This window comes from Pseudomonas sp. WS 5059 (assembly GCF_012985525.1).
Taxonomy (GTDB): Bacteria; Pseudomonadota; Gammaproteobacteria; order Pseudomonadales; family Pseudomonadaceae; genus Aquipseudomonas.
In genome coordinates, this window is record NZ_JAAQWO010000001.1 from 293,527 (window position 1) to 316,409 (window position 22,883).

The following is a 22,883-nucleotide window of genomic DNA, read 5'->3' on the forward strand; positions in this document are numbered from 1 at the left end:
TGGCTATCAGGTGGGAATACCTTCGCGTTTGATTTGCGGCACCGTAATACTTAGTGCGCGCAGTTGCTGGAAGACGTTCATGAACTCGCGATTGCGCTTGATCTTGCCGTCATCCAGCTCGAAGGAATGCAGGAAGTGGTTTTCGTAATAGCCGTCCGGGTAACCGGGGAAGAGGATCTTGCCGTGGCCTTTGCACTCGACCCAGAAGTGATTGGGGTCGTCGGTACCGAAGATCTTGATGTCGTACCATTCCCAGTCCGGAAAACACTTGAGCGACCAGACCGCATGTTCCGCGAGTTTCTGTTTACCGCTGATCACGATCGGTGCGCCGGTATCCGTCGTCCATAGACCGCCACTGCCATCTTCGACGAACAACTCATGTCGACGCAGGCGATCCTGGCCCTTGGTATTCATGTAGGTTGCAACGGTGATGCGATTCTTCTCGCGAAGATCGGAGGCGCCACTGAAGTCGGCTTGGTTAGTTGTGTCTGGCATCATCAATACTCCTTTGATGGTATTTAGACGGGAATGCCGTCGCGCTTTATTTGCGGCATGGCTATGCCTAGTGCGTGCAGCTTGGGCACAGGGTTCATGAACTCGCGGTTGCGCTTGATCCTGCCGTTATCGAGTTCGAATGAGTGCAGGTAGTGGTTCTCGCAGTAGCCTTGCGGATAGCCCGGGATCAGCACCTTGCCGCGCCCGTCGCACTCCACCCAGAGGTGGTTGGGGTCGTCGGTTTCGAAGATCCGTACGTTGTGCCATTCCCAGTCGGGAAAACATTGCTCGAGCCATACGGCAAGGCGTGCCAGGCTCTCGTGGCCCTGGAAAACCAGGGGCTCTCCGGTAGCCGTGGTCCAGTTTCCGCCGCAGCCGTCCTCGCTGAACAAGGTGTGGCGTTGCAGCCGTTCGGCGCCCTTCATGTGCATGTAGCGCTCGACGGTTGCGCGATTGATCCGACGCAACTGCAGGTGGTTTGCGAAGCCTGTCATTGGTGAGGTGTCCTGCATGATTTAAGCCTCCCTGTCTACCGCTGTCCTGGCGGGCATTGCGCTACGGCCTGTTCGCCAGGGCATGCCGGGTATAGCCGATGAAATTGAAGTCAGGCCTTAACGCGATGTGCGACGTCAGCGTTTGCACGTCACGCCAGCTTTTCTGCACCAGATTGCTGCTGAAGTGGGCTTGGGCGCCGCTCAGGCGGAAGATGCGGTTGACGGCGTCCAGAAGCAGTTGTGCAGCGAAGCTCGCATCACGGGCGCAACGTCCGATTTGCAGTGGTGATAACTCACCCTGGTCAATCGCCTGGCAACTGTTGTGCAGCAACAGGCCGCAGGTCTCCAGTGCAGCTTCCGCGCTGGCATAGGCCATGGCCACTTCACCCACTGCCTCGCTGGGGAGGCTGTCACGCCATTGCTCAAGGCACTGCCAGCCGGCCCCCAGGCCACAGGCCAAAAACAGCTGGGCATCGGCGGCAATCGGTGAGGCCTGGTACTGCGGGCCCTGGGCGTGGCGGGAACCACCTTTCATCAAGTCGGTTCTGGCAAAGGTCATATGCGTCGGTACAACCACTGCGTCCAGGATGATCGAGTGACTGCCTGTGCCCCGCATGCCCAGGGTTTGCCAATTGTCGAGGACTTGCCAGGTACCGGCGGGAATGGCGGCGAAGCGTTGCTCCCCGTCATCGACCTCAATGCACAGCAAAGCCCAATCAGCGAAATCAACGCCCGAGAGGTAGTGCCATGTCCCCGTCAAGCGCCAGCCCTGGGCGACGGCCTCGACCTTGCCGGTGGAGCGGAACGAGGCACAAATGCGTACGTCCTGGCTGTCTCCCCAGATTTGCTGTTGTGCAGCCACTGGAAGGTAGGCTGCCATGCGCCCCACGACCGCCTGGATGATGGCGCACCAGGCAGCAGAAGGGCATGCCTTGGCCACAGCCACGATGCGCTGTGACAGTTCGACGAAGGTGCCGGGGTGCCCGCCCTGTTCCCTTGGCACGAAGTAGCGGGAAAAACCGGCGCAGGTCAGCGCCTCCACCACTTCGGCGGCCAGCACACCTTGCTGGTCGGCGTTCAACGCGTGGCGGGCGGCAACTTCACGGACGCGCTCAAAGGGTATCAGTTGAGCGAGGGTGCTCGGCGCTTTCAGCTCTTGCATCGGGTCATCTCCTTGAAATTATTCAACCGACTGTGTGGGTGAGGGTGTTTGGCTGGCGGGTTTGCGCGGGGCGCGCAGGCTCCAGCCGAGCAGGTAGGCCAGCATCAGGCCAAGGGCGGCCAGCAGGCAGCCGAACAGGCCGCTGTAACCGGTGTGGTCCAGCAACACGCCGGCGAGAATCGGCAGCAGCGTGCGACCTGCTACGAACAGACTCGACTGGATGCCGTAGTCCAGCGCCGACAGCCCGGGCCGTACGTGGTACATCATCAAACCGAACACCAGGCCGCCGCTGGCGCCCATCATCAGGGCCACCAGCAACGCCGCGACGGCCATTGCGTCAGGCCCCCAGCAAAGCAGCGTGCTGGCGGCCAGCGTGCCCAGCGTCAGCAGGTTGCCGGCCGCAAACAAGGGCAACGCAACGCGCACTCCCCACTTTCGCGATACATAGCTCCCGGCCAGGCTGGAGAAAGCGGCGACCACCCCGCCACCCACGCCGACAATCTGTGCAATGCGTTCAGGGCTGAAACCCTGGTCGAACATCAACGGCTTGAGGAACACCCAGACGGTGCCGATCAACGGGAAATACAAGATCAGCAATACGGTCCAGGTGCGGTGCCCGGGTTGTGTAAACCACGCCAGCCATTGCCCCATGCTGGGCCTGGATATAAAGGCGTCGCGCTCTTCGGGAACAGGGCAGGCAAGTGTGGTCGGTGTTCGCAGCAGCGGGAGCAGCAGCACTGCCGAAAGCACCCCGAGAGACAAAACGTACAAGGGCGCGGCCCAACCTGTACGGCTGTGCAGGATCAGCATCAGGCCACCGCCGACGATTGCCGCCAGCGAGGTGGCTGTTGAACGAATCGCACCGGCCTGCATGCGCTGGGTTTGCGGCAGCATCCGGATGGCCAGCGCGTTGATGGGCAAATCGACCCAGGTACCGAAGAGGCTGACCGCCATGGCTAGCACGAACAACAGGGCAAATGGTGTCTCAGCCAAATCATGGAGGCCCAGCAACAGCAGGGTGGCGATGTAACCCACGCCCAGCAGCATTCCCCAATTGCGATAATTGTTCCGGCCTACCTGCCAGCGGTCGATGGGTGTCGCCAGCAGGAACTTGCCCAGCGCCGGCAACCCCGTCATCTGCATCAGGCCAATTTGTGTAGCGCTCCAGCCGTGTTCGCGCATCACCAACGGCAGGCCGATGAACAGATAAATCAACGGTGCCGTCAGGGCGAGGTTGATCCAGCCGATCAGCAGCTGTCGTGGCCACCAGAAAGTTGTGTTCATCACCACGCCTCACATGCGCCAGGTCAGTCGCGCGCCGACTTCACGTGGCGGGCTGTAGATGGTGTAGTAGCCGGCGTTGTAACCTTCGGCGTCGTACTTCTTATTGAGCGTGTTGTTGGCATAAGCCGCCACTTCCCACTGGCCGAAGGGATAGCCCACCACCAGATTCAGCAGGCCGTAGCCATTGCGTTCGTAACGGTTGCCGGCATCCAGGTAGATCTTGCTGGTGCCCACCACGCTGCCTTGGGCATACCATCTCTGTGGCGCGGTGTAGCGCAGGTCTACATGGCCATTGAGTCGGGGGGCAAAGGTGTTGTAGTTGCCCGCGTAGTTGGTCGCACCGTCCTGAAAACTGTCGTAAGTGGTGTGGTTGAAGGCCAGGCCTGTGGTCACTTGCCAGCCGGCACCGAGCAGATAGTCCAGGTCCAGCTCTACGCCCTTGGACGTCGCCTTGGCGGCGCTGGCGGTGTAGATCACGCCCACCGCCGGCTGCATTTGCACTTGCATGTTGTCGATTTTCATCACGTAGGCCGCGAGGGAGTAACGCAGCTGTTTGTCCAGCGCCCAGCCTTTGAGGCCGGTCTCGTAGGACCAGATATCTTCCGGCGAATAAGAGGGGTAGTTGAGCCTGGAAACAAAGATGTTATAGCCGCCGGCGCGTACCCCTCGGCTGGCACTGATGTACCACTGGTTGGAGGCATTGATCTGGTACTGCAGGCTCAGCTTCGGCGAGACATAGGTCCAGTCCTGGCTGCTGTGTCCACCACCGGTGGGGGTGATGCCTGCCGACATGCGCTCGATGCGCGCGCCCGCCGAAACGCTCCAGTCATCGTTGAACGGCACATTCCAGTGGGTGAACAGGGCCACCGAATCTGTCTTCAAGCGGCCGCCATAATCAGAGAAGACGGGGCTGCGCAGGGCAAAGTTGCGCAAGTCGTTGTTACCGTGATCACCGTATAGGCCTACTAACCAGTCGGCCCGCCCCAGTTGCCCCTCCACCCGTAACTCCTGCGACAGGGTGCGCATATGGTTGTCGCGCCCGATGTACAGGCGTTCTACCGGCATGAAGTCGGAGTCTTGCAGGACCTTGTCCTGGTAGTCGTTGTAGGCAGTGATGGAGCGCAGGCGCAGGCCCGTATCGAACAGGTGCGAGGCATTGATCGAGAAGGTCTGGCCCAGGGAGCGGTTCCAGCTGGGCGTGGTGGATGCAACGCGGTCGCTGGGCTGGCCGGCATTGCCCCAGAGCGCCGCACCATCGTTGTAATCCTGACGGGTGTAACGGGTGACCACTTCATCGGCGTCGGTTGGGGTCCAGCGCAGTCCCAGGTTCAGGTATTTGTGGTGGGTATGGTCCTCATCCCCGCCCGTATAGGTGTTATGAATGAACCCGGACTGCCGTGCGATCGAGCCGGAAACGCTGCCATACAAGGTGTTGGCAACCAGCGGGCCACTCAAGGCGAAGCGCACGTCCCGCTTGTCCCGGCTGCCCAGCTCGGTCGTTACCGTGGCCCGTGGGGTATCTTCCATCTGCTGGCTGTGGATGGCGACCACGCCGGTCTCTGCATTGCGCCCGTACAAGGTGGACTGCGGTCCACGCAGTACTTCGACACGATCCACATCTAGGAGGCTGTTCTCGAAGCCCTGTGCCATCAATGTGGGAACGTCATCGACCAGGAGCAGTACCGAGGAAGAATAGGAGTGGATACCGGCCGTCACGCCGCGCATCACCGGTGCTTTCATACCGGCCTGGCCAAAGGGCTGGAAGGACAACCCGCCAATGCGACCCTCCAGTTGCTCCATAGTCGTGATGCCCGATTGCTCAAGATCCTGGCCATCAATCACCGCGACACTGGCGGGTACCATTTCCAGCGGCCGCTCAATCTTGTCGGCCGTCACCACCACGGAGGGGAGGGCGATGCTGGTTGCATTTTCGGCAGAGTCCGACGCGGTTTGTGCATAAACAGCTGCCGGGCAGGCAAGGGCAGACAACGCAATGAAAACGGTGCGCAGCACCGAGTCAGGGGCATAATTCATGTGGTAGCCAGGCCCGAAATAGGCGCTAATTAAGGTCGGGCCACTATAGGATGCCAATGCGAATAAATCTTGTTACACTTTTTTGGAGGTCCGGATTATCTGTTTGGCATTTCGGAGATCTCCCCCCGTCATTGGGTAAGCGCAACACAAGGAATGATGAAAATGAGCTATCGGTTTTCTTCCACGGACAGGGCCGCACCTTCTCGCCTGGGGCAATCGCCTTGGCGTCGCTCCCAGTTACCGGAAAGCCTGGGAACCTGCTTCAGTGACTCGCTGACATTCGAGGATGGCCTGGCAGTGACCTACTCCAGTTTCAATCCAAACTTTGACCTGGTGGAAGTTGGGTCGTTTGAAGGGGAGCGTGCCCTGACGGTGGCGATTGCGTTGTCCGGACAATCGAGCAGTACCGGTATGGACGGGCAGCGTTACGACTTCATAGGCGGCCACAGTACCGTCGCCACCTACGGCAGTTTGCGGGGAGAGCGGTGTTATCCGGCCAAACAGGCTATCCGCCAGTTGCGTCTGGTGGCCAAGGCGCCACTGCTGCAGCGGTACGGCTTGGAATACTTGCTGTTGGACAATGCCAAGGACCTGTCGGCCAACCATTTATTTTGCGGCAAGCACGGTGCGGCCACCCAGAGGCTGGCCGATTCATTGGTCCATCTGCACGACCAGGCTGGAGGGCTGCTCGATATCCACATTGCCGCACTCGGGTTGCTGTCGGAGCAGATCCGCCCGCTTGCCCCCGCGCCAACGCCTGTAGAGGACAAGATCCGCGCAAAAGACCAGGATTTGATGCTGAGCGCACGGGATATCCTGATGAGCCAATTCGATCGGCAATTAACCGTCGGGTATCTGTGCGCTACGTTGAGCACCAATGAATTCAAGCTTAAACAGGGCTTTCGCAAGGTGTTTGGCACCAGCCCTTACCGCATGCTCACGGATATCCGCATGGCAAAGGCCAGGGAGCTGCTGGAGTCGGGCATGTATGTGTCTACGGTGGCGTACAAGGTCGGGTTTCAACACCTTTCGAGCTTCAGCGCTGCGTTTGAAAAGTATTACGGGCGCACCCCCAAATCATTGCGCCAGGCAAAATGACCGGCCCTGCGGCCCCAAGTGCCTCATAGGCCAGGCCTGACGCATGGCCGGAGCAGGCCAAGGCGACCGTCTCCATGCCTGCGCTTGGGCCTTGCAGGGTTGGCGATCAAGAGGCAGTGCTGACCCTGGCCGGCGGCGTCGGGGTTGAGACCAACTGCGGGTTTTCCACGGTCTTTGGCCGGCTGTTCCAAAATGGCACCAGCATCAGGCTGGCCAGCAGGGCCGTGGCGGTGAACACCAGGAATACGGTGATGGTGTCGAAGTAACCCGGCAGCAAGCCGCCCAAAACCGCACCTACCGAACCACAGCCATTGACGAAGCCGGCAGCCGAAGCCGCGCCGTGCTTGCTGCCGAAGTCAATCGCCGCCGAGCCACAGATCATCGAGTCCGGCCCGTAGAGTGTCAGGCCCATCATAAATAGCAGGCCGACCACCATGTACAGGCTGCCGCTTTGCATCGCGGGAACAAACAGCGCCAGGCAGATAGTCAGCAGAACCAGGCTAAGGACACAGGCGGGCACACGACGCGCACCGAAGTATTTATCCGATGCAATACCGATGAGGATGGGGCCGACTAAACCCGCAAGCTCAAAAGAGGTAGGCACGATTGCAGAGGCTACCTTGCCGATCTCGGGCATGCGCTCGTAGATAATCACCGGGCCCCACAGCAGGATCGCGTAACGGGCGGGCTTGAGCATGAAGTAGGCAAGGCCGAGCACCAATACCGTACGATTCTTCATCACGATCCGTAAACCGGCCCACATGCTTTCCCGTGGTACTACGACGTTACTGACCGGTTCGAGCTCGACTTCTACAGCCGGCAGGCCTACGTCTTCCGGACAGTTGCGTTGCAGGAAAAAGAACAGCACGGTCGCCACCAGCACCACGATCGCGCTGCTGATGAACGCTACGCGCCAGTCGTGATAGACCTGGTAAGCCCACCAGCCGGCAAATGGGGTAGCCACCAAGCCGCCAAAGGCGTAGGAGGTGCTCCAGTAGCCAAGTACGCGGCCGCGTTCTCCCGTACTGAAGAAGCTGCTGACGTTCTTGCACAAGCCTGACCACCCGGTCGATTGCGCAAGACCCTGAATGATCATGCAAGACGCGAAGATCGGCAGGGTGGCGTAGGTCCCCATCAGGAGCGCTGCCCCCGCCGAAATGGCCAGGCCGCTCAAAACTACGATCCTGGGGCCGAAACGGTCCGAGAAGTTTCCCCAGAGAAACTGACCTATGGCGTAGGCGGCCAGATAGAGGGCGTCGAGGTTGGCCATCATGGTCTTTTCGAGCATAAAGCCTGGGTCTTCGCCAATACCAAGCTTGGCGACGGAGAACGCCTTGCGGGTGAAGTAGAAGGCGGCATAAGCCACCCAAGTGATCAGGAAAACCTGCACGCGCCAACGCTTGAGGGAGTGCCAACTGCTTGCAAGGACCGACGGATTATTTTTGTTCATGGTGTTCTGATCCCGTAAAAGGTGCCAGACAGCGCAAAAGAGGATTTTTTTGTTTTTGTTTTTGCGGTACGAGCCCGTCCAGGCCCACGGCATCGATCAGATGGCCGTGAGAATGGAGTCAGGCTGTCAGTGGTAAAGGGCGCCTTGTCGCCAGCAGGCAGGGCCTGCTGAAGGCTCGGGGGGGCAGTAGAGGTGCATATCCAAACGCAGTGTGGGTCATGATCTTCTCCAGCAATATTATTGTTGTGAGGAGTGATGCATGGAGCCGATAAAGCCATCGCTGAAACGGTGGCTAAGATCGTTGTGGTGCCTGTTATGCGTGCTGACTGAGGTGGGTCAACCCTTGTCGGCCTTGCCGGCGGCGGCAGCGAATTTGGCCAGATGCACATCGAATCGACGAGGGTGCCGGTTGTGGTCTTCGGCATGCTCTTTACGCCGAATGGCGTTGCGCACCATCAGGGAGCCGAGGTAGCGGATCGGTTCTGGAGGGAAGTGGCCTAGCGGGCCTTGCAGCAGTGGCGAGCGCGTCCACGGGTTGTCCAGGCCCAGCACCAGTGACGAGAGGATCTGCCCGCCCATATGGCAAGGGCCAACGCCGCTGCCGGAATAGCCGAAGCCATAGAAGACATTGCCTCTTGAGCCCATGCGGCCGAAGAACGGCAGCCCCGTGACTGATCTGTCGGAGGGGCCATTCCAGGTGGCGGCGATACCGACGTCGGCGAAGTCCGGAAAAAAATCCTTGAGTGTGTTGCGCAACAGTCCTGCATAGGGCGACGGTTGGTCGAACACCGGCAGGATACGTCCGCCATACGCGAAGGTGTTGCCACCTTTGCCGAGCATGATCCGACCGTCCGGGGTGTTGTGGTAATAGTGGACGAATATCCGCGAGTCCAGAACCGTGACCCCGTTGGTCAGGCCGATTTTTTTCAGCAGGTCAGGCCGTGGCTCGGTGATGATCATGTCGCTGGAAACGATCGCCACAGAACGCGCGAATTGTGGAAAAGCCCTGGCCATCCAGGCGTTCATCGCCAACACGACCCGGTCGCACGTTACGCTCCCGTTGGGGGTATGGATGATGGCTGGTGCGCCTTCTTCCAGGCGGGTCATTGGCGAGCTTTCATAAATACGCACGCCCAGGTCCAGGGCCACTCGGCGCAGCCCGCGGACCAGCTTGCCCGGCTGTACGCTGGCCGCCGCTGGCGAGAACCAGCCCTCAAGGTGGCGGGTCGAGCCAGCCAGGCGTTGTGCATCGGGCAACGCACATTTGGAAAACGAGTTGATACCGTTGCGTTCGAGCGCGGCGATCACCCCGTCGGTGGAGCCGATCTGCGCTCGGTTGGTCGCCGTGTAGAGCGTACCGTCGAGACGGTACTCGGCATCGACCGCGTACTTGTCGCAAAAGCGGCCGATGGCGTAGATGCTTTGCTCCGACTCCTGGACCAGGCGTATTGCCTCTTGGGTGCCGAACAAGCGCTCCAGGGTGAAGTACTTGGCCGACCAGGACAGTGCGCACCCGCCATTGCGCCCACTGGCACCGGCGCCGCAGATATCGGCCTCGACAATCACCACGTCAAGCTCGGGGTTCTGCTCCTTGAGCATGATGGCAGTCCACAACCCGGTATAGCCTGCGCCAACGATGCAGACATCGGCGCGCGTGTTCTGGCGCAGGGGCGGGCAAGGCGCAGCGGGTTGATGTTTTAAGGCCTGGTCCAGCCAGTAGGGGCGCATAGGGTCGTCTCCGTTGGATCGTTACGAGGCAGGTTTATGAATCAGTCGCACGCAGCGACTACGATCATTTCCACGCGCCAGCCGGGGTCGATCAATTGCGCCAGGGTGCAGGCACGGGTGGGTGCGTGGCCGGCAGGAAAAAACTCATCCCAGATCCTGTTCAGCCCTGCATAGTCCTCGCGATCGGCGAGCAGAATGCGCACCGAAAGGACCCGCTCGCGGCTACTGCCGGCACTGAGCAGGAGTTGTTCGATACCCAGGAGCACTTCAAGGGTCTGCGCTTGGATATCTCCTGCGAGGTCTTCGGCAACCTGCCCGCCGATGTACAGGTGATGGTTGTAGCGGACCATGTCCGAACGGCGTTTTGACACAGCGAAACGTTCAACTTCCATAGCGCATTCCTTGTAAGCGGCTGGGGCATAACGGCTTGGGCATCTTGTGAAAAACATGCTTGCAGTTTATTTTCCATAAATGAAATCGATTTAGCGTATGCATGAATAAGCTGAAACTATAGATAGGTGCTGCAATGACGATCTCCCATACACAGCTCAAGGCTTTCCATGCGGTCGCGATGAACGGCAGCTTCACCCGGGCGGCCAACCAGCTGTGCCTGTCCCAACCTGCGGTGTCAGACCAGGTTCGCAAGCTCGAGGACTACTACGGGGTGATGGTGTTCTACCGCGACAAGCGCCTGGTGCGCCTTACGGAGGTGGGCGAGCGGCTGTTCGGCCTGACTCAGCGCCTGTTCGATATCAGTATCGATGCCCACGACATGCTGACGGACTACCGGACCTTGTCGACGGGCACGCTGAACCTGGCCGTGGATGCGCCGGTGCATGTCTTGCCCTATGTCTCTCGCTTCTGCAGCCGATACCCAGGCGTGGATGTGAAGATTGAGACCGCCAATACCGATGAAGTCCTGCAGCGATTGTTCGGCCATCAGGCAGACATCGCCTTGCTGGGGCGCAGCATCGACGACGATCGCCTGCTGACGCTGCATCTGCGCAGCGATCCCATGCTTGTGTTCGTGGCGCATGACCACCCCTGGGCCCAGCGTGAATCGGTTTGCCTGGCCGACCTGGACAACACTCCCATGGTTTTACGCGAGCAGGGCTCGGTCACGCGGCTGTCCCTCGAGGAAGAGATGGCGGCGGCGGGCTTGCGCATTCGCAAGGCGATCGAAGTGGAGGGGCGTGAAGCCGCGCGCGAGGCGGTAGCCATTGGCATGGGCGTCGGTGTCGTTTCTGCGGCCGAATTGGGCTCGGACTCCAGGCTTCGCGGGTTGCCGATCATCGATTGTCAGCGCCAGTTCACCGAGACATTGGTGTGCCTGCGCGCGCAGAGCTCCCGGCGTATCCTGACGACCTTTCTGGACCTGGTTCGAGAAGGGCTGGACGGGCACGATTGATGCCCTGCGTGGCAACCCCCGCAGCCGATCAACCACTGGCTGACACAAGATTGATCTCGGTCATCTACCCTTCCTGACACTCCCTCTACCCTTGGGTTTCCATAAAAGGCCAAGGATGGCTCAAGGAGCCTGCGGCCATGCATTCTCAAGGAAGAGTCAGTCATGCAGTCATTGAAGATTATGTTGTTGTCGTCGGCGTTCAACGGCTTGACCCAACGGGCCTGGCTGGATTTGCGCCAGTTGGGCCATGTGCCCAGTGTGGTGCTGTTCACCGATGAAGCCACGGTCTGCCGGCAGATCGAGGAATCGGCGGCGGACCTGGTGATCTGCCCGTTTCTCAAGGACCGGGTGCCGCAGCAGCTCTGGAGCAATCCGGATCGCCCGGTGGTAATCATTCACCCGGGGATTGTCGGCGACCGTGGCGCCAGCGCACTGGACTGGGCCATCACCCAGCAGGTCAAGCGCTGGGGCGTCACGGCCTTGCAGGCGGCGGAGGAAATGGACGCCGGCCCGATCTGGTCGACCTGTGAATTCGACATGCCCGCCGATGTGCGTAAATCCGAGCTGTACAACGGCGCGGTGAGTGACGCGGCGATCTATTGCATCCGCGATGTAGTAGAAAAATTCGCCCGCGGTTTCGTGCCGGTGCCCCTCGACTACACGCAACCTGACGTCATCGGGCGTTTGCAGCCGAACATGAAGCAAGCTGACCGCACCTTCAGTTGGTACGACTGCGCCCGGTTCATCAAACGCACCATCGACGCCGCCGACGGCCAGCCCGGTGTGTTGGCGAGCCTCGCCGGCGGCCAGTATTACCTGTATGACGCGCATCTGGATTCGCGCCGGGGTACGGCGGGGGAAATCCTCGCGGTACAGGATGACGCGGTATTGGTCGCGGCCGGTGATCATAGCCTGTGGGTCGGCTCGCTCAAGCGCAAGGCCCAGCCCGGCGAGGAAACCTTCAAGTTGCCGGCCCGTCACGTGCTGGCTGGGCAACTGGCGGGTGTACCGGTACTGGACGGCTCGATTGCCCACCAAGGGTTCGATGAGATGGCGTATCAACCGATTCGTTATCAAGAGTCCGGTCACGTTGGCGAATTGACCTTTGAGTTCTACAACGGTGCCATGAGCACCGAACAGTGCCAGCGCCTCGTCGCGGCACTGCGCTGGGCCAAGGCGCGGGACACCCAGGTGCTGCTGGTCCGGGGCGGGCGTGGGAGTTTTTCCAATGGTGTGCACCTCAACGTGATTCAGGCTGCCGAGGTGCCGGGGCTGGAGGCCTGGGCCAACATCCAGGCTATCGACGATGTCTGCCAGGAACTGCTGACAGCCCGGCAACTGGTGGTCAGTGGCCTGACAGGCAGCGCCGGAGCCGGCGGTGTGATGCTGGCGCTGGCGGCCGATGTCGTATTCGCCCGGGCGGGGGTGGTGCTCAATCCGCATTACAAGACCATGGGCCTGTATGGCTCCGAATACTGGACCTACAGCCTGCCGCGCGCGGTCGGCAGTGAAATCGCCCACAGGCTCATCGAGCAATGCCTGCCGATCAGCGCCTTCCAGGGCCGCCAGTGGGGGATGATCCAGGATATCGGCCCACGCTGCCCACGGGCATTTGGCTCATGGTTGCTGCAACAGGCCAGCGACGCGTTGACCGATGAAAAGTACGCCCTGCATCGCGCGCGTAAAGCCCAGATGGACCTGGAGCAGATTGCACGCTTGCGCGAAAACGAGCTGGCACAGATGCGCTTGGACATGGTGGAAAACCGCCAACAGTTCGCCGAGAAGTGCCACAACTTCGTGTTCAAGCGCAAGACCTGCCAGACCCCGCAGCGCTTGATGGCGCCGTGGGCATTGGTGCCCAAGGCCACGCTGGTTGACTGAGAGGAACACCCCGCATCTACTCTTTTGCCGCCAGGGCGGAATTTCCTTTCGGCCCTGGCGGTCCATAATGCCAATGGAAAAAAGACAGAAAGGGTGAATTGTTGATGCGGCGAATTTATAGGGGCGTCATCTGCCAGGCCTTGTTGGCCATGGTTTTGGCTATCAGCCCGGCGGGATGGGCAGAGGCGGGCGCCACACCGGCGCCAGTCGAGGTCGTCGACAGTTTGCCGCTGTTGCCCGAAGACGCCGACCTCAAGCAGCTCAGCCAGCAGCTTGAGCTGATTCGCCAGAGCGTGCCGGTCAGTACCAGTGACGAGAAGCTGGCGGAGTTTCGGCAGGGCGCGCTGCAGGTGCAACAACTGGCCGGGGCCTTGCTTACGGTGCGCGCCACCGAGATGGAGCGCCTTGACGATCAACTCAAGGTATTGGGCGCGGCCCAGCCCGGCGAAGCGCAGAGCCTCACCGAGCAACGGGATGCCCTGACCCGCAAGAAGAACAGCCTGCTTGAGGATGAGCAGCAGGCCAAGCAACTGAGCCAGACGAGCCGCGACCTCGCCGCGCAGATCGTCAACCTGCGGCGCAATCTGTTCAACTCCCAAGTCACTTCACGTACCGACTCGCCCTTCAGCCCCACCTTCTGGTCGACCCTGATCCGCCCCACCAGCGAGGACTTGCAACGCCTGGACAACCTCAAGGCCGAAGGTATCGTCGCCCTCAAGAGTGCCGTCAGCCCCGAGAACCGCTGGGCGTTCTTCAGCACGCTGCTGGCGGCGGTGCTGATCTGGAGTTTCGGCCGGCGACTGCTGGAGCATCTGCTCACCTGGGCAATGATCCGCTGGCTGCCGGAGGGGCGCCTGCGGCGTAGTACGTTGGCGGTGGCGGTGGGGTTGTCGTCGATCCTGACGATCATGGGGGCGGTCTCGCTGATGCGCTGGGGGCTGGAGAGCAACGCGGTGTTGAGCGAAAACCTGGCCCGGCTTTCCGATCACCTGGTCACCCTGGCCACGTTCTGTGCGTTTATTGCGGGCCTTGGCCGCGCCTTGCTGATGCTGCCGCGACCGTCCTGGCGGTTACCGGCCATTGCCGATGAAATCGCCAGTGCCCTGGGGCCTTTCCCGGCGATTCTGGCGGTGGCGCTGATGCTGGTGGCCACCGAGGAGCGCATCAACAACGTCACTGGCGCCAGCCTGGCGCTGACCGTGGCGCTCAATGGCCTGACGGCCCTGACCACCGCGTTGATCTTTATCGCCGCGATGCTGCGCGTGCGCCATGTGCGCAAAAAACTCGAGCTGCCGCGCCCGGGTGGGCTCGCCGGTATGCTGCCCTTTGTGGCGTCAATCTGGGTGGCGGTGATTGTCCTCGCGTTGTTCACCGGGTATCTGTCCCTGGCCTACTTCCTTACCGTCAAGCTGCTGTGGGTCAGCGTCGTGGCGGCGTCGGCCTACCTGCTGATCGCCTTTTTCGGCGACGTCTGCGAAACCCTGCTTTCGCCCAAGCAGCCCAGCGGCCTGGCACTGGCCAATGCCCTGGGGCTGTCGCCACGGCACCAGGCCCAGGCCTGTACGGTGCTGGCGGGCGTTGGCCGTACATTGCTGCTGCTCACCGCCGTGATGGCGGCTTTCCTTCCGGCAGGCTCCAGCCCCAGCGAATTGCTCCAGGGCTTCAGCCAACTGGGCGAGTCCAGCAAGACCCTGGGCAACCTGCACATCATTCCCCAGGACATCCTCATTGCGCTGCTGATGTTTGTCATCGGGCTGTTCGCCGTGCGCACCTTGAAGCGCTGGCTGAGCGAGCGGCTGCTGCCGGAAACCAACATGGACGCCGGCATGCGCGCCTCCCTGGTGACCCTGGTGGGCTACCTGGGCTTTGTGCTGCTGACTCTGTTGGTGATGTCGATCCTGCGGATCAACCTGACCAGCCTGACCTGGGTGGTCAGTGCCTTGTCGGTGGGCATCGGCTTCGGCTTGCAGGCGATTGTGCAGAACTTCATCTCCGGGCTGATCCTGCTCACGGAGCGGCCGGTGAAGGTTGGCGATTGGGTCAGCCTGGGGGGCGTGGAGGGCGATATTCGGCGGATCAACGTCAGGGCCACCGAGATCCAGATGTCCGACCGCTCGACGGTGATCGTGCCGAACTCGCAATTCATCTCGCAAAACGTGCGCAACGTCACCATGGGCAACGCCCTGGGCGTGGTGGGCATTACCCTCACGTTGCCGCTGGATACCGATGTATTGAAGGTTCGCGAACTGCTGATGCAGTCGTTTACCGAGCACGAGGCGATTCTCGATACGCCGGCACCCTCGGTCACGTTCAAGGACCTGGCCAGGGACGGCCTGATCATTGGGGTCAGCGGCTACGTCAACAGCCCGCGCTCGGTGTCCGGTACCCGCAGTGACTTGCTGTTCATCCTGCTTGCGCGCCTTCAGGAAATGGGCATTACGTTGTCTTCGCCCCAGAGCTTGGTATTGGTTCCGGGAGAGGGAAGCGCAGTGGCAGGCGATGTTCCTGTAAAGCCATGACGAGGTAGCGCTGCGTGACAATAAAAACCCCGATAACTGTGATTGCTGCGCTGTTGTTCTGTTTTTCGATGGCCGCGTGCAAGAGTAAAGACATGTCTGAAACCTACAGCTGGACGGGAACGGTATCTGCGCCACAGGAATACCCGATGGAGGTTTACCGTGGCGCCATAATCGCTGAGGGTTTTACCTACGGTTTTGATGCGATCTGGGGCACGCAGAACACCGGTTGGGGCAGCCAGGGCGGAACGATGACCACCGCGATCGAAAAAAAGGGCGTGCCCTATCAGCTGGAATTTACCTGGTACTCGCTGGTGGAGCGCACGTTCTATAGCGGTCACTGGGCCTTGGACAAAGACGCGATCAAGCGCCTCTTGGATGAGGGTTTTATCGATCAGGAGACCCATAAAAAAGACACCTACAGCACCTTTGTCGTGGGCTTGGCGCCACAGGGCCGGGTGGTGCTGTGGCTGAGCGGAGCGGGGCACCAGAAGGAGGTCGGGGCCTTTCAGGCGCAGGCTACAACCATTACCAAGCAAAGCGCCTACAGCAATGCCCAGTACATGTTTAAAGACGGCTATGCAGAGCGCATGCTCAATGATCCTTCCTATAAGACCTTCAGCCCGCAAATCCGGCAAAAAATACTGACGCAAGGCTATCCTGCGCCAGAAATCTATGGCGTCTACCGGGAGAAATATAGCTGGAGACCGGTGGTTGTCCTGGAGAAGGGCGAGTGGCTCGATTTTGGCTTCAGTGCCTACAACGGCGAGCAGGAAAATTTATTCGCAAAGGATCTACAGGATAACCACTACGCCAAAAGGGCCATCCCAAAGTTCTGTGGCCTCTATTGGCGCAATGGAAACGGCCGGTATGGCGTGTGGATTGACGCCTTCGATGAAGAAGAAATCTTTGAGGCTTTCCAGAAACTGGGCAAGCAAAAAGATATCGACCTGGTGGTGAAGGTTGACGCGCAAAACACCAGGGTTTCCCTGGCATTGAGGTCGGGCGCGCAGGAGTTGCCCATCGGCAAAGCCAACGTCAGGCTATCTCGCAGGATCGAGTAGGCTCCCCCGGCCGATGGGAGAGCCCCACTGCAATGCTCAGCCAGCTAGCAGGGCTGGGCCGCAAGGCTGTTGCTGACATTGCGTCCCAGCACCAACACCGTCACAAAACCCAAGCCCACCAGCACTGTGGCGAGGCTCAGCAGCACCGAGCTGCCCAGTTGGTCGACGATCCGCCCGCCAAAGAACGAGCCCAGGGCAATGATCACCTGGAACAACGCAACGAACAGCGGCATGCCGCGTTCGACATCCTTGGGCGCCACGACAAACATCCAGATACTGGCGCAGGCCGGAAAGGCGCCGAAGGCGAAGCCCCAAAGCGCGATCAGCATGGCTGCGCCGGTCATGCCGGTGGCGAAATGGGGGAACAGCGCAGTGCTGGTGCCGATCATCAGCGCCACCAGCAACAGGGTGTGGCGTACGCTGCGGTTGGCAGCAAAACCGGCAAAGATATTGCCCATCACCCCGGCCACGCCAAACAACAGCAGCAACGAGCCAATCGTTGGTCCATCGAAGCCGGCACTGTGCTTGAAGAAGGGCGCGACGTAGGTGTACGCGGCAAAGTGCGCCAGGCCGATCAGCAACACCGCGATCAACCCGACCCGCGCTTGGGGGTTGATAAACAAGGCGGGCAGGTCGCTGACGCGAATTGCCTTCTCCGGATTGAGTCGTGGCAGCAGGAAAATCTGCGCCAGGAGTACCGGTACGCCCATCAGTGCGGTGATCAGGAACGTCATGCGCCAGCCCATCAGGCCGCTCAGCCAGGTGCCTACCGGCACGCCCAGCACGGTGGCGAGGGTCACGCCGACCATGATGATCGAAGTGGCCTGGGCAACGCCCACACCCCTGGGCGCGAGGCGGCCGCTGAGGGCGATGGCGGTGGCCCAGAAACCACCGATGCTGATGCCCAGCAGCACACGGCCGAACAGCAGCAGGCCAAAATCACTGGCCAACGCCACCACCGAGTTGGCAATGATCATGATCAGCGTCAGGCCGATCAGCAGATAGCGACGGTCCATGGTGCCAATGCTGACCGACAGCAAGGGCGCGGCGAGGGCGGCCATGATGCCGGGCAGGGTCACCATCAAACCGGCGTGGCCGGCACTGATGCCCAGGTCACTGGCGACATCATTGAGCACGCCCACCGGCAGAAACTCACTGGTCACCAGGGCAAAGGCCCCCACGGCAACCGAGAGAATCGCCAGCCACTGCTGTTTGACGCTCTGTTGATTATGTTCGGGAAGGCTATGAGGGGCCTGGCTAGCGCTTGGCATGGGGCGAAGATCCGGGGGGAATGCAGCCTGAAGCCAGGCCGGGGAAGAATGTGGAGGCGATTATAGGAATCAGCGTTGCCAATTAAACAGGCCGCTCGGTTTGATAGTCATCATCACTGCAATCAATGCGACCCACGGTTTTGACATGTCCAGCCCCCGATTCGACTCGCCAGCGCTAGCGATCACCCGTCTCTGCGGTGCTAATGCCGTGGCACGCTCACGGGCAGCGACTAATCGGTGGTCGAAGGCACAGCAGTGGCGCTGAAGTCGAGCAGGGCGATAAAGCTGTCCAGCAACGGTGATGGGTTGTCGGTGTTCCAGCTCAGGTACAGGCCGATGGCTGGGTTGGGGAAAGCGCTTACCGGGGCGATGCGACGAAACACGACCTTGTCGCGCAGGATCGAGTTGGCAATCGACTCCGGCACCAGGGCAACGCCGAAGCCACAGGCGACCAGGCCGATCAGCGTATGGAGCTGCGCGGCTTCCTGTACCACCCGAGGGTAAAAGCCGGCGGCCTCGCACAGGGCGATAAGCTGGCTGTGATAACCGCTGCCCAGGGCTTGAGGGGTGAACACAAAGTCTTCGCCGGCGAAGTCCCGCAAGTCGATCTGGTCGTCGCCGGCCTTGGGGTGATCGGCCGGCAGGGCCATCACGATCTGCTCATCCAGCAACAGGCGCGACGCAATGTTTGGTGCGGCCATCGGCAATTTGCGTATGAAGGCAATATCCGCTTCCCCCGACGCAATGGCCTGGGCCTGGCTGGCAGAAGGCATCTGCTTGATGATCAATTGCACCTTTGGGAACGTCTCGCGGAACCGGCGCAGGCTATCGAGCAGTGGCTCGTAGTAGGTGATCGACACGGCAGTCACCGTGAGTTTGCCGGCGATACCCTGCGCCACCTGGCGCGCGTGTTCGATGCCCAGCGCCAACGCCTTGAGGGTGCCATAGGCGGCGTCGAGGAATGCGCCACCGGCTGGGGTCAGTTTTACCCCGCGCTTGCTGCGGGTAAACAGACTGAACCCCAGCTTGCCCTCCAGGCGATTGATGGCCTGGCTCAGAGGGGGCTGGGCCATGTGCAGGCGCATGGCGGCCCTGTGAAAGTGCAGTTCTTCAGCCACAGCGATGAACTGGCGTAGCAGGCGGGTTTCGATCATGTCTGCTGCTTCTTGATTTGAATTGATCAGGGGGCGGTGTGATTACACGAGGTACTTACGGAACCAGCCCAAGGTGCGTTCCCAGGCCAGGTTCGCCGCGGCCTCGTCGTAGCGTGGGGTCGAGTCGTTATGGAAGCCGTGGTTGGCGCCCTTGTAGATGTAGGCTTCATAGGTCGTGCCTGCGGCTTTCAAGGCGGTTTCATAAGGCGGCCAGCCTTCGTTGATCCTCGTGTCCAGTTCGCCAAAGTGCAACATGATCGGCGCCTTGATCTTCGGCACGTCCCTGGTGTCAGGTTGGCGCCCATAGAACGATACGGCCGCGCCCAGTTCCGGGTAGGCCACGGCCGCGGCGTTGGTCACGCCACCGCCGTAGCAGAAGCCCGTGATGCCGACTTTGCCGGTGCTGGCGTCGTGATGCATCAGCCATTCGATGGCGGCGAAGAAGTCATTCATCAGCTTGGCCGGGTCGACGGTCTGTTGCAGCGCCACGCCTTTTTCATCATTGCCGGGATAGCCGCCCACCGAACTCAGGCCATCGGGCGCTAGGGCGATAAACCCGGCTTTGCCCAGGCGCCGGGCGACGTCTTCGATATAGGGGTTGAGCCCACGGTTTTCGTGGACCACCACCACCGCCGGCAGCTTGCCTGTGGCCTTCGCCGGGCGGACCAGGTAGCCGCGCACCGAGCCGTTGCCCTTGGGCGAGGGGTAGGTGATGTAGTCGGCAACGATGTCCGGGTCGGTGAATTTCACCTGCTCGGCCAGGGCGTAGTTGGGGCTCAGGGAAGCCAGCAGCGCCGAGGCGGTCAGGCCGCCAAAGGTGAACAGGGCCGCGCGGTCGAGAAACTCGCGACGGTTGATCTTGCCGTGGGCATAGCCGTCGTAGAGTTCCAGCAGCTCAGGGGCGAAGTCTTTAGCGGTCAGGCGCGTCATCGTCAGGTTCCTTTTTTCGGCACGTGGCGTTGAATGTAGACCATTCTCAGGCCTGGCGGCCATGGGCCGTATCGGCCAGGCGCCCGGTATCGACACGCACGAAGATCGAGTCGCCAATCGCCGTCAGCACGCCATCGGCGTACACCTCGCAGATCACGCGGCTCTTGCGCCCGACGTCACCCTCGACCTTCGCGCGCAAGGTCAGCGGCACGCCCATGGGGGTGGGCTTGATGAATTTGATGCCGAGGTTGCCGGTCACGCAGTCGATACGCGGCAACTCGCCAGGTGTGCGCTGTTCGGCACGGTAGTGATAGGCCATGGCGGTCCAGTTGGAGTGGCAGTCGACCAACATGGCGATCAGGCCGCCGTAGACCAGGTCGGGCCAGCCGCAGTATTGGGCGTCGGGCAGGTGCTCGGCGACGATATGCACGCCGTCCGCATCCCAGCGGCTCTTGATATGCAGCCCATGGGCGTTGCTGGGGCCACAGCCGTAGCAGACGCCGTCCGGCGCCGTGGTGTCTTGCAGGGAAGGTTTGTGCATCGTGCATCCTTATTGTTCTTGGGCCAATCCATGAGCCTAAAGGTCCACGCCCCTATCGCGCAAACTTCTTAGCCAAGGCCACGCAGGCAATCACCGCCACGGTCACGGCGAGCATGCCCAGGCTCACCGGTTCATGCAGCAGGCTGGCCGCCAGCGCCAGGCCGAAGAACGGCTGCAGCAACTGCAACTGCCCGACCGCCGCAATGCCGCCCTGGGCCAGCCCGCGATACCAGAACACAAAGCCGATCAACATGCTGAACAGCGCCACGTAACCCAGGCTTAGCCACGCTGGCAGGCTGATGCCGGTGAAGGAGGCGGGGGCCAGGAGCAAGGTCATGGGCGCGACCACCGGCAGCGAAACCACCAGCGCCCAGCAGATCACCTGCCAGCCGCCGAGGGTGCGTGCCAGCTTGGCCCCTTCGGCATATCCCAGCCCGCACACCAGCACCGCCAATAGCATCAGCAGGTCGCCGGCGGGGGCGGCGCTCAGGCCCTGGGCCAGGGCATAGCCCACCACCAGCAGGCTGCCCAGGATCGAAAACAGCCAGAACACCGGGCGCGGTCGCTCGCCGCCGCGCAGCACACCGAACACCGCGGTGGCCAGGGGCAGCAGGCCGATAAACACGATGGAGTGGGCCGAGGTCACATACTGCAAGGCCAAGGCGGTGAGCAACGGGAAGCCAATCACCACCCCCAGGGCGACAATCAGCAACGGCCCCCACTGGTTGCGCGCGGGGCGACGTTCCCGCAACAGCCACAACAGGCACAGGCCCAGCACGGCGGCAATGCTCGCCCTGGCCACGGTCAGGAACACCGGTTCGAATTCCAGCACCGCCAAGCGGGTGGCGGGCAGCGAGCCGCTGAAAATCAGCACGCCGATCAAGCCATTGATCCAGCCGCTGCGGCTATGTTCGGGGGGGATGGTCCGGGACGTTTGTTCCATGCAGGGGGCGCTCGACAGGGGAGGGTTGCGTTTCGGGCATCCTAGGGCTGAAGATTGCGACAATCAAAAAATTGTCATGGATACATCACCCATGCCCCGTGCCCGCTACAAGTCCCTGGTGGATGCTTTTGCCAGGGATATCCGTGCTGGAACCCTGGTGCCCGGCACCCGCCTGCCGACCCACCGCCAATTGGCGACCACCCATGGCCTGGCCCTGGTCACGGCCAGCCGGGTGTACAGCGAACTGGAGGCCATGGGCCTGGTCAGCGGCGAGACCGGGCGTGGCACTTTTGTGCGGGAAATTGCCCTGGCGCCCGGCCAAGGCAGTGGGCAAATGGCGGTGGCGGCGGGCATGCTCGATCTGAATTTCAACTACCCGTCCTTGCCCGGCCAGGCCGACCTGCTGCGCACGGCCTTGCGCCAATTGGCGTTGTCTGGCGACCTGGAAGCGCTGCTGCGTTACCAGCCCCATGCCGGGCGCGTCCATGAGCGGGCGGTGATGGCGCGGCATCTGCTGCACCGTGGCCTGAGTGTCGCGGCCGAGCAGGTGCTGGTGGTCAGCGGGGCGCAGCATGGCCTGGCGGTGAGCATGATGGCGTTGCTCAAGCCCGGCGATGTGGTGGCGGTGGATGCCTTGACCTATTCCGGTTTCAAGGTGCTGGCCGAGACCTTGCACCTGGAGCTCGTTGCGATCCCGGTCACGCCGCGCGGGCCGGACCTGGCGGTGCTGCAACAGCTGTGTCGCCGACGCCCGGTGCGCGCGCTGTACTGCATGCCGACCTTGCACAACCCCCTGGGCTGGGTGCTGGGGCTCGACCAGCGCGAGGCGCTGGTGCGCATCGCCCGCGAACACGAGCTGATCCTGATCGAAGACGCCGCCTATGCCTTCCTCGTCGAGCACGCGCCACCGCCCTTGGCGCACCTGGCGCCGGAGCGCACGGTGTACGTGGGCGGGCTGTCCAAGAGTGTCGCCACCGGCCTGCGGGTGGGGTTCGTCGTGGCGCCACTGGCGTGGGTTGCGGCGCTGGAAAGGACGGTCATGGCCACGGTATGGAATGCGCCGGGGGTAATGACGGCCATCGCCACCGGCTGGATCGAGGACGGCACGGTACTCCAACTGGAGGTACAAAAACGCCAGGACGCCCAGGCCCGGCAGGCGCTGGCGGCTGAGGTGCTGGCGGGGGTGGAGTACATCAGCCATCCCTCGTCGTATTTTTTATGGCTGCCGTTGGGGGAGGATGCCCGGGCGGATCAGGTCACCATGGCGTTGGCGCAGGAGGGTGTTTCGGTGTCCACTGCCGAGCCGTTTGCGGTGTCAGGGCATGTGCCCCATGCAATCAGGCTGGCATTGGGCTCGGTGGACAAGAGCGCGTTGCGCGCGGCGTTGCTCAAGGTACGGCGGGTGGTTGAGTAACCACCCGCCGCACGTG

19 protein-coding genes are annotated in these 22,883 nt (G+C 61.5%); 6 read left to right on the forward strand and 13 right to left on the reverse strand.

Annotation, left to right across the window (positions count from 1 at the left end; genetic code table 11):
• Positions 1 to 6: 6 nt before the first annotated feature.
• The 5 genes from HBO12_RS01340 to HBO12_RS01360 are packed head-to-tail and all read right to left on the reverse strand — an operon-like array spanning position 7 to position 5,469.
• A complete protein-coding gene (locus tag HBO12_RS01340) occupies positions 7 to 495 on the reverse strand; it encodes a PhzA/PhzB family protein (protein ID WP_170041206.1) in 489 nt (162 codons plus the stop codon).
• A 23-nt stretch (positions 496 to 518) separates the two neighbouring features.
• Complete coding sequence (locus tag HBO12_RS01345) at positions 519 to 1,007, reverse strand: PhzA/PhzB family protein (protein ID WP_170041207.1); 489 nt, start codon at positions 1,005 to 1,007, stop codon at positions 519 to 521.
• Positions 1,008 to 1,050: 43 nt separating this feature from the next.
• Entirely contained in the window at positions 1,051 to 2,151 is a 1,101-nt protein-coding gene (locus HBO12_RS01350; RefSeq protein WP_170041208.1) for an acyl-CoA dehydrogenase family protein, read from the reverse strand.
• Between the two features lie 18 nt (positions 2,152 to 2,169).
• Positions 2,170 to 3,435, reverse strand: a complete 1,266-nt coding sequence (locus HBO12_RS01355) for an MFS transporter (protein WP_170041209.1) — start codon at positions 3,433 to 3,435, stop codon at positions 2,170 to 2,172.
• A gap of 9 nt (positions 3,436 to 3,444) precedes the next feature.
• Positions 3,445 to 5,469 (reverse strand): TonB-dependent receptor, encoded by a 2,025-nt coding sequence (locus tag HBO12_RS01360; RefSeq protein ID WP_170041210.1) that lies wholly within the window; start codon positions 5,467 to 5,469, stop codon positions 3,445 to 3,447.
• 69 nt (positions 5,470 to 5,538) lie between these two features.
• Between HBO12_RS01360 and HBO12_RS01365 the strand changes: the two genes are divergently transcribed.
• Positions 5,539 to 6,567, forward strand: coding sequence for a helix-turn-helix transcriptional regulator (locus HBO12_RS01365; protein ID WP_170041211.1), 1,029 nt, complete (start codon positions 5,539 to 5,541; stop codon positions 6,565 to 6,567).
• A 106-nt stretch (positions 6,568 to 6,673) separates the two neighbouring features.
• Here the strand turns inward: HBO12_RS01365 and HBO12_RS01370 are convergent, their stop codons facing one another.
• The 3 genes from HBO12_RS01370 to HBO12_RS01380 form a co-directional block, all read right to left on the reverse strand.
• On the reverse strand, positions 6,674 to 8,017 hold the full coding sequence (locus HBO12_RS01370; protein ID WP_169952934.1) for an MFS transporter: 1,344 nt from the start codon (positions 8,015 to 8,017) through the stop codon (positions 6,674 to 6,676).
• Between the two features lie 336 nt (positions 8,018 to 8,353).
• Complete coding sequence (locus tag HBO12_RS01375; protein ID WP_170041212.1) at positions 8,354 to 9,745, reverse strand: FAD-dependent oxidoreductase; 1,392 nt, start codon at positions 9,743 to 9,745, stop codon at positions 8,354 to 8,356.
• A gap of 41 nt (positions 9,746 to 9,786) precedes the next feature.
• Positions 9,787 to 10,137 carry a RidA family protein gene (locus HBO12_RS01380; protein WP_170041213.1) on the reverse strand — a complete coding sequence of 117 codons (351 nt, stop codon included), beginning with the start codon at positions 10,135 to 10,137 and terminating at the stop codon, positions 9,787 to 9,789.
• A gap of 134 nt (positions 10,138 to 10,271) precedes the next feature.
• On the opposite strand from HBO12_RS01380, the gene HBO12_RS01385 reads away from it, so the two are divergent.
• From HBO12_RS01385 to HBO12_RS01400, 4 genes are all read left to right on the forward strand, one after another.
• Positions 10,272 to 11,153 (forward strand): LysR substrate-binding domain-containing protein, encoded by an 882-nt coding sequence (locus tag HBO12_RS01385; protein ID WP_170041214.1) that lies wholly within the window; start codon positions 10,272 to 10,274, stop codon positions 11,151 to 11,153.
• A 162-nt stretch (positions 11,154 to 11,315) separates the two neighbouring features.
• Positions 11,316 to 13,034 carry a hydrogenase maturation protein gene (locus HBO12_RS01390; protein ID WP_170041215.1) on the forward strand — a complete coding sequence of 573 codons (1,719 nt, stop codon included), beginning with the start codon at positions 11,316 to 11,318 and terminating at the stop codon, positions 13,032 to 13,034.
• 149 nt (positions 13,035 to 13,183) lie between these two features.
• A complete protein-coding gene (locus HBO12_RS01395; protein ID WP_463671597.1) occupies positions 13,184 to 15,553 on the forward strand; it encodes a DUF3772 domain-containing protein in 2,370 nt (789 codons plus the stop codon).
• Positions 15,554 to 15,645: 92 nt separating this feature from the next.
• Positions 15,646 to 16,614 carry a DUF2931 family protein gene (locus HBO12_RS01400; RefSeq protein WP_222932583.1) on the forward strand — a complete coding sequence of 323 codons (969 nt, stop codon included), beginning with the start codon at positions 15,646 to 15,648 and terminating at the stop codon, positions 16,612 to 16,614.
• A 44-nt stretch (positions 16,615 to 16,658) separates the two neighbouring features.
• Here the strand turns inward: HBO12_RS01400 and HBO12_RS01405 are convergent, their stop codons facing one another.
• The 5 genes from HBO12_RS01405 to HBO12_RS01425 form a co-directional block, all read right to left on the reverse strand.
• A complete protein-coding gene (locus HBO12_RS01405) occupies positions 16,659 to 17,885 on the reverse strand; it encodes an MFS transporter (protein WP_169952948.1) in 1,227 nt (408 codons plus the stop codon).
• 230 nt (positions 17,886 to 18,115) lie between these two features.
• The gene (locus HBO12_RS01410; protein WP_170041218.1) at positions 18,116 to 19,039 is read right to left on the reverse strand and encodes a LysR family transcriptional regulator; all 924 of its coding nucleotides are present in this window, start codon (positions 19,037 to 19,039) and stop codon (positions 18,116 to 18,118) included.
• A gap of 42 nt (positions 19,040 to 19,081) precedes the next feature.
• Complete coding sequence (gene yghX, locus HBO12_RS01415; protein ID WP_170041219.1) at positions 19,082 to 19,969, reverse strand: YghX family hydrolase; 888 nt, start codon at positions 19,967 to 19,969, stop codon at positions 19,082 to 19,084.
• A gap of 46 nt (positions 19,970 to 20,015) precedes the next feature.
• Positions 20,016 to 20,510 (reverse strand): PaaI family thioesterase, encoded by a 495-nt coding sequence (locus tag HBO12_RS01420; protein ID WP_170041220.1) that lies wholly within the window; start codon positions 20,508 to 20,510, stop codon positions 20,016 to 20,018.
• Between the two features lie 52 nt (positions 20,511 to 20,562).
• Positions 20,563 to 21,453 carry a DMT family transporter gene (locus HBO12_RS01425; RefSeq protein WP_170041221.1) on the reverse strand — a complete coding sequence of 297 codons (891 nt, stop codon included), beginning with the start codon at positions 21,451 to 21,453 and terminating at the stop codon, positions 20,563 to 20,565.
• Positions 21,454 to 21,544: 91 nt separating this feature from the next.
• Here HBO12_RS01425 and HBO12_RS01430 point away from each other — a divergent pair, with 91 nt between their 5' ends.
• On the forward strand, positions 21,545 to 22,867 hold the full coding sequence (locus HBO12_RS01430) for an aminotransferase-like domain-containing protein (protein WP_169952959.1): 1,323 nt from the start codon (positions 21,545 to 21,547) through the stop codon (positions 22,865 to 22,867).
• The last annotated feature ends 16 nt before the right edge of the window (positions 22,868 to 22,883 follow it).

Bases quoted from the DNA above. Each gene is read 5' to 3' on its own strand.
- HBO12_RS01355 (WP_170041209.1), bottom strand. From the start codon at position 3,435: ATGAACACAACTTTCTGGTGGCCACGACAGCTGCTGATCGGCTGGATC.
- HBO12_RS01405 (WP_169952948.1), bottom strand. From the start codon at position 17,885: ATGCCAAGCGCTAGCCAGGCCCCTCATAGCCTTCCCGAACATAATCAA.
- HBO12_RS01400 (WP_222932583.1), top strand. From the start codon at position 15,646: ATGTCTGAAACCTACAGCTGGACGGGAACGGTATCTGCGCCACAGGAA.
- HBO12_RS01350 (WP_170041208.1), bottom strand. From the start codon at position 2,151: ATGCAAGAGCTGAAAGCGCCGAGCACCCTCGCTCAACTGATACCCTTT.
- HBO12_RS01375 (WP_170041212.1), bottom strand. From the start codon at position 9,745: ATGCGCCCCTACTGGCTGGACCAGGCCTTAAAACATCAACCCGCTGCG.
- HBO12_RS01345 (WP_170041207.1), bottom strand. From the start codon at position 1,007: ATGCAGGACACCTCACCAATGACAGGCTTCGCAAACCACCTGCAGTTG.
- HBO12_RS01340 (WP_170041206.1), bottom strand. From the start codon at position 495: ATGCCAGACACAACTAACCAAGCCGACTTCAGTGGCGCCTCCGATCTT.
- HBO12_RS01395 (WP_463671597.1), top strand. From the start codon at position 13,184: ATGGTTTTGGCTATCAGCCCGGCGGGATGGGCAGAGGCGGGCGCCACA.
- HBO12_RS01360 (WP_170041210.1), bottom strand. From the start codon at position 5,469: ATGAATTATGCCCCTGACTCGGTGCTGCGCACCGTTTTCATTGCGTTG.
- HBO12_RS01410 (WP_170041218.1), bottom strand. From the start codon at position 19,039: ATGATCGAAACCCGCCTGCTACGCCAGTTCATCGCTGTGGCTGAAGAA.
- HBO12_RS01430 (WP_169952959.1), top strand. From the start codon at position 21,545: ATGCCCCGTGCCCGCTACAAGTCCCTGGTGGATGCTTTTGCCAGGGAT.
- yghX (WP_170041219.1), bottom strand. From the start codon at position 19,969: ATGACGCGCCTGACCGCTAAAGACTTCGCCCCTGAGCTGCTGGAACTC.
- HBO12_RS01425 (WP_170041221.1), bottom strand. From the start codon at position 21,453: ATGGAACAAACGTCCCGGACCATCCCCCCCGAACATAGCCGCAGCGGC.
- HBO12_RS01390 (WP_170041215.1), top strand. From the start codon at position 11,316: ATGCAGTCATTGAAGATTATGTTGTTGTCGTCGGCGTTCAACGGCTTG.
- HBO12_RS01380 (WP_170041213.1), bottom strand. From the start codon at position 10,137: ATGGAAGTTGAACGTTTCGCTGTGTCAAAACGCCGTTCGGACATGGTC.
- HBO12_RS01385 (WP_170041214.1), top strand. From the start codon at position 10,272: ATGACGATCTCCCATACACAGCTCAAGGCTTTCCATGCGGTCGCGATG.
- HBO12_RS01420 (WP_170041220.1), bottom strand. From the start codon at position 20,510: ATGCACAAACCTTCCCTGCAAGACACCACGGCGCCGGACGGCGTCTGC.
- HBO12_RS01370 (WP_169952934.1), bottom strand. From the start codon at position 8,017: ATGAACAAAAATAATCCGTCGGTCCTTGCAAGCAGTTGGCACTCCCTC.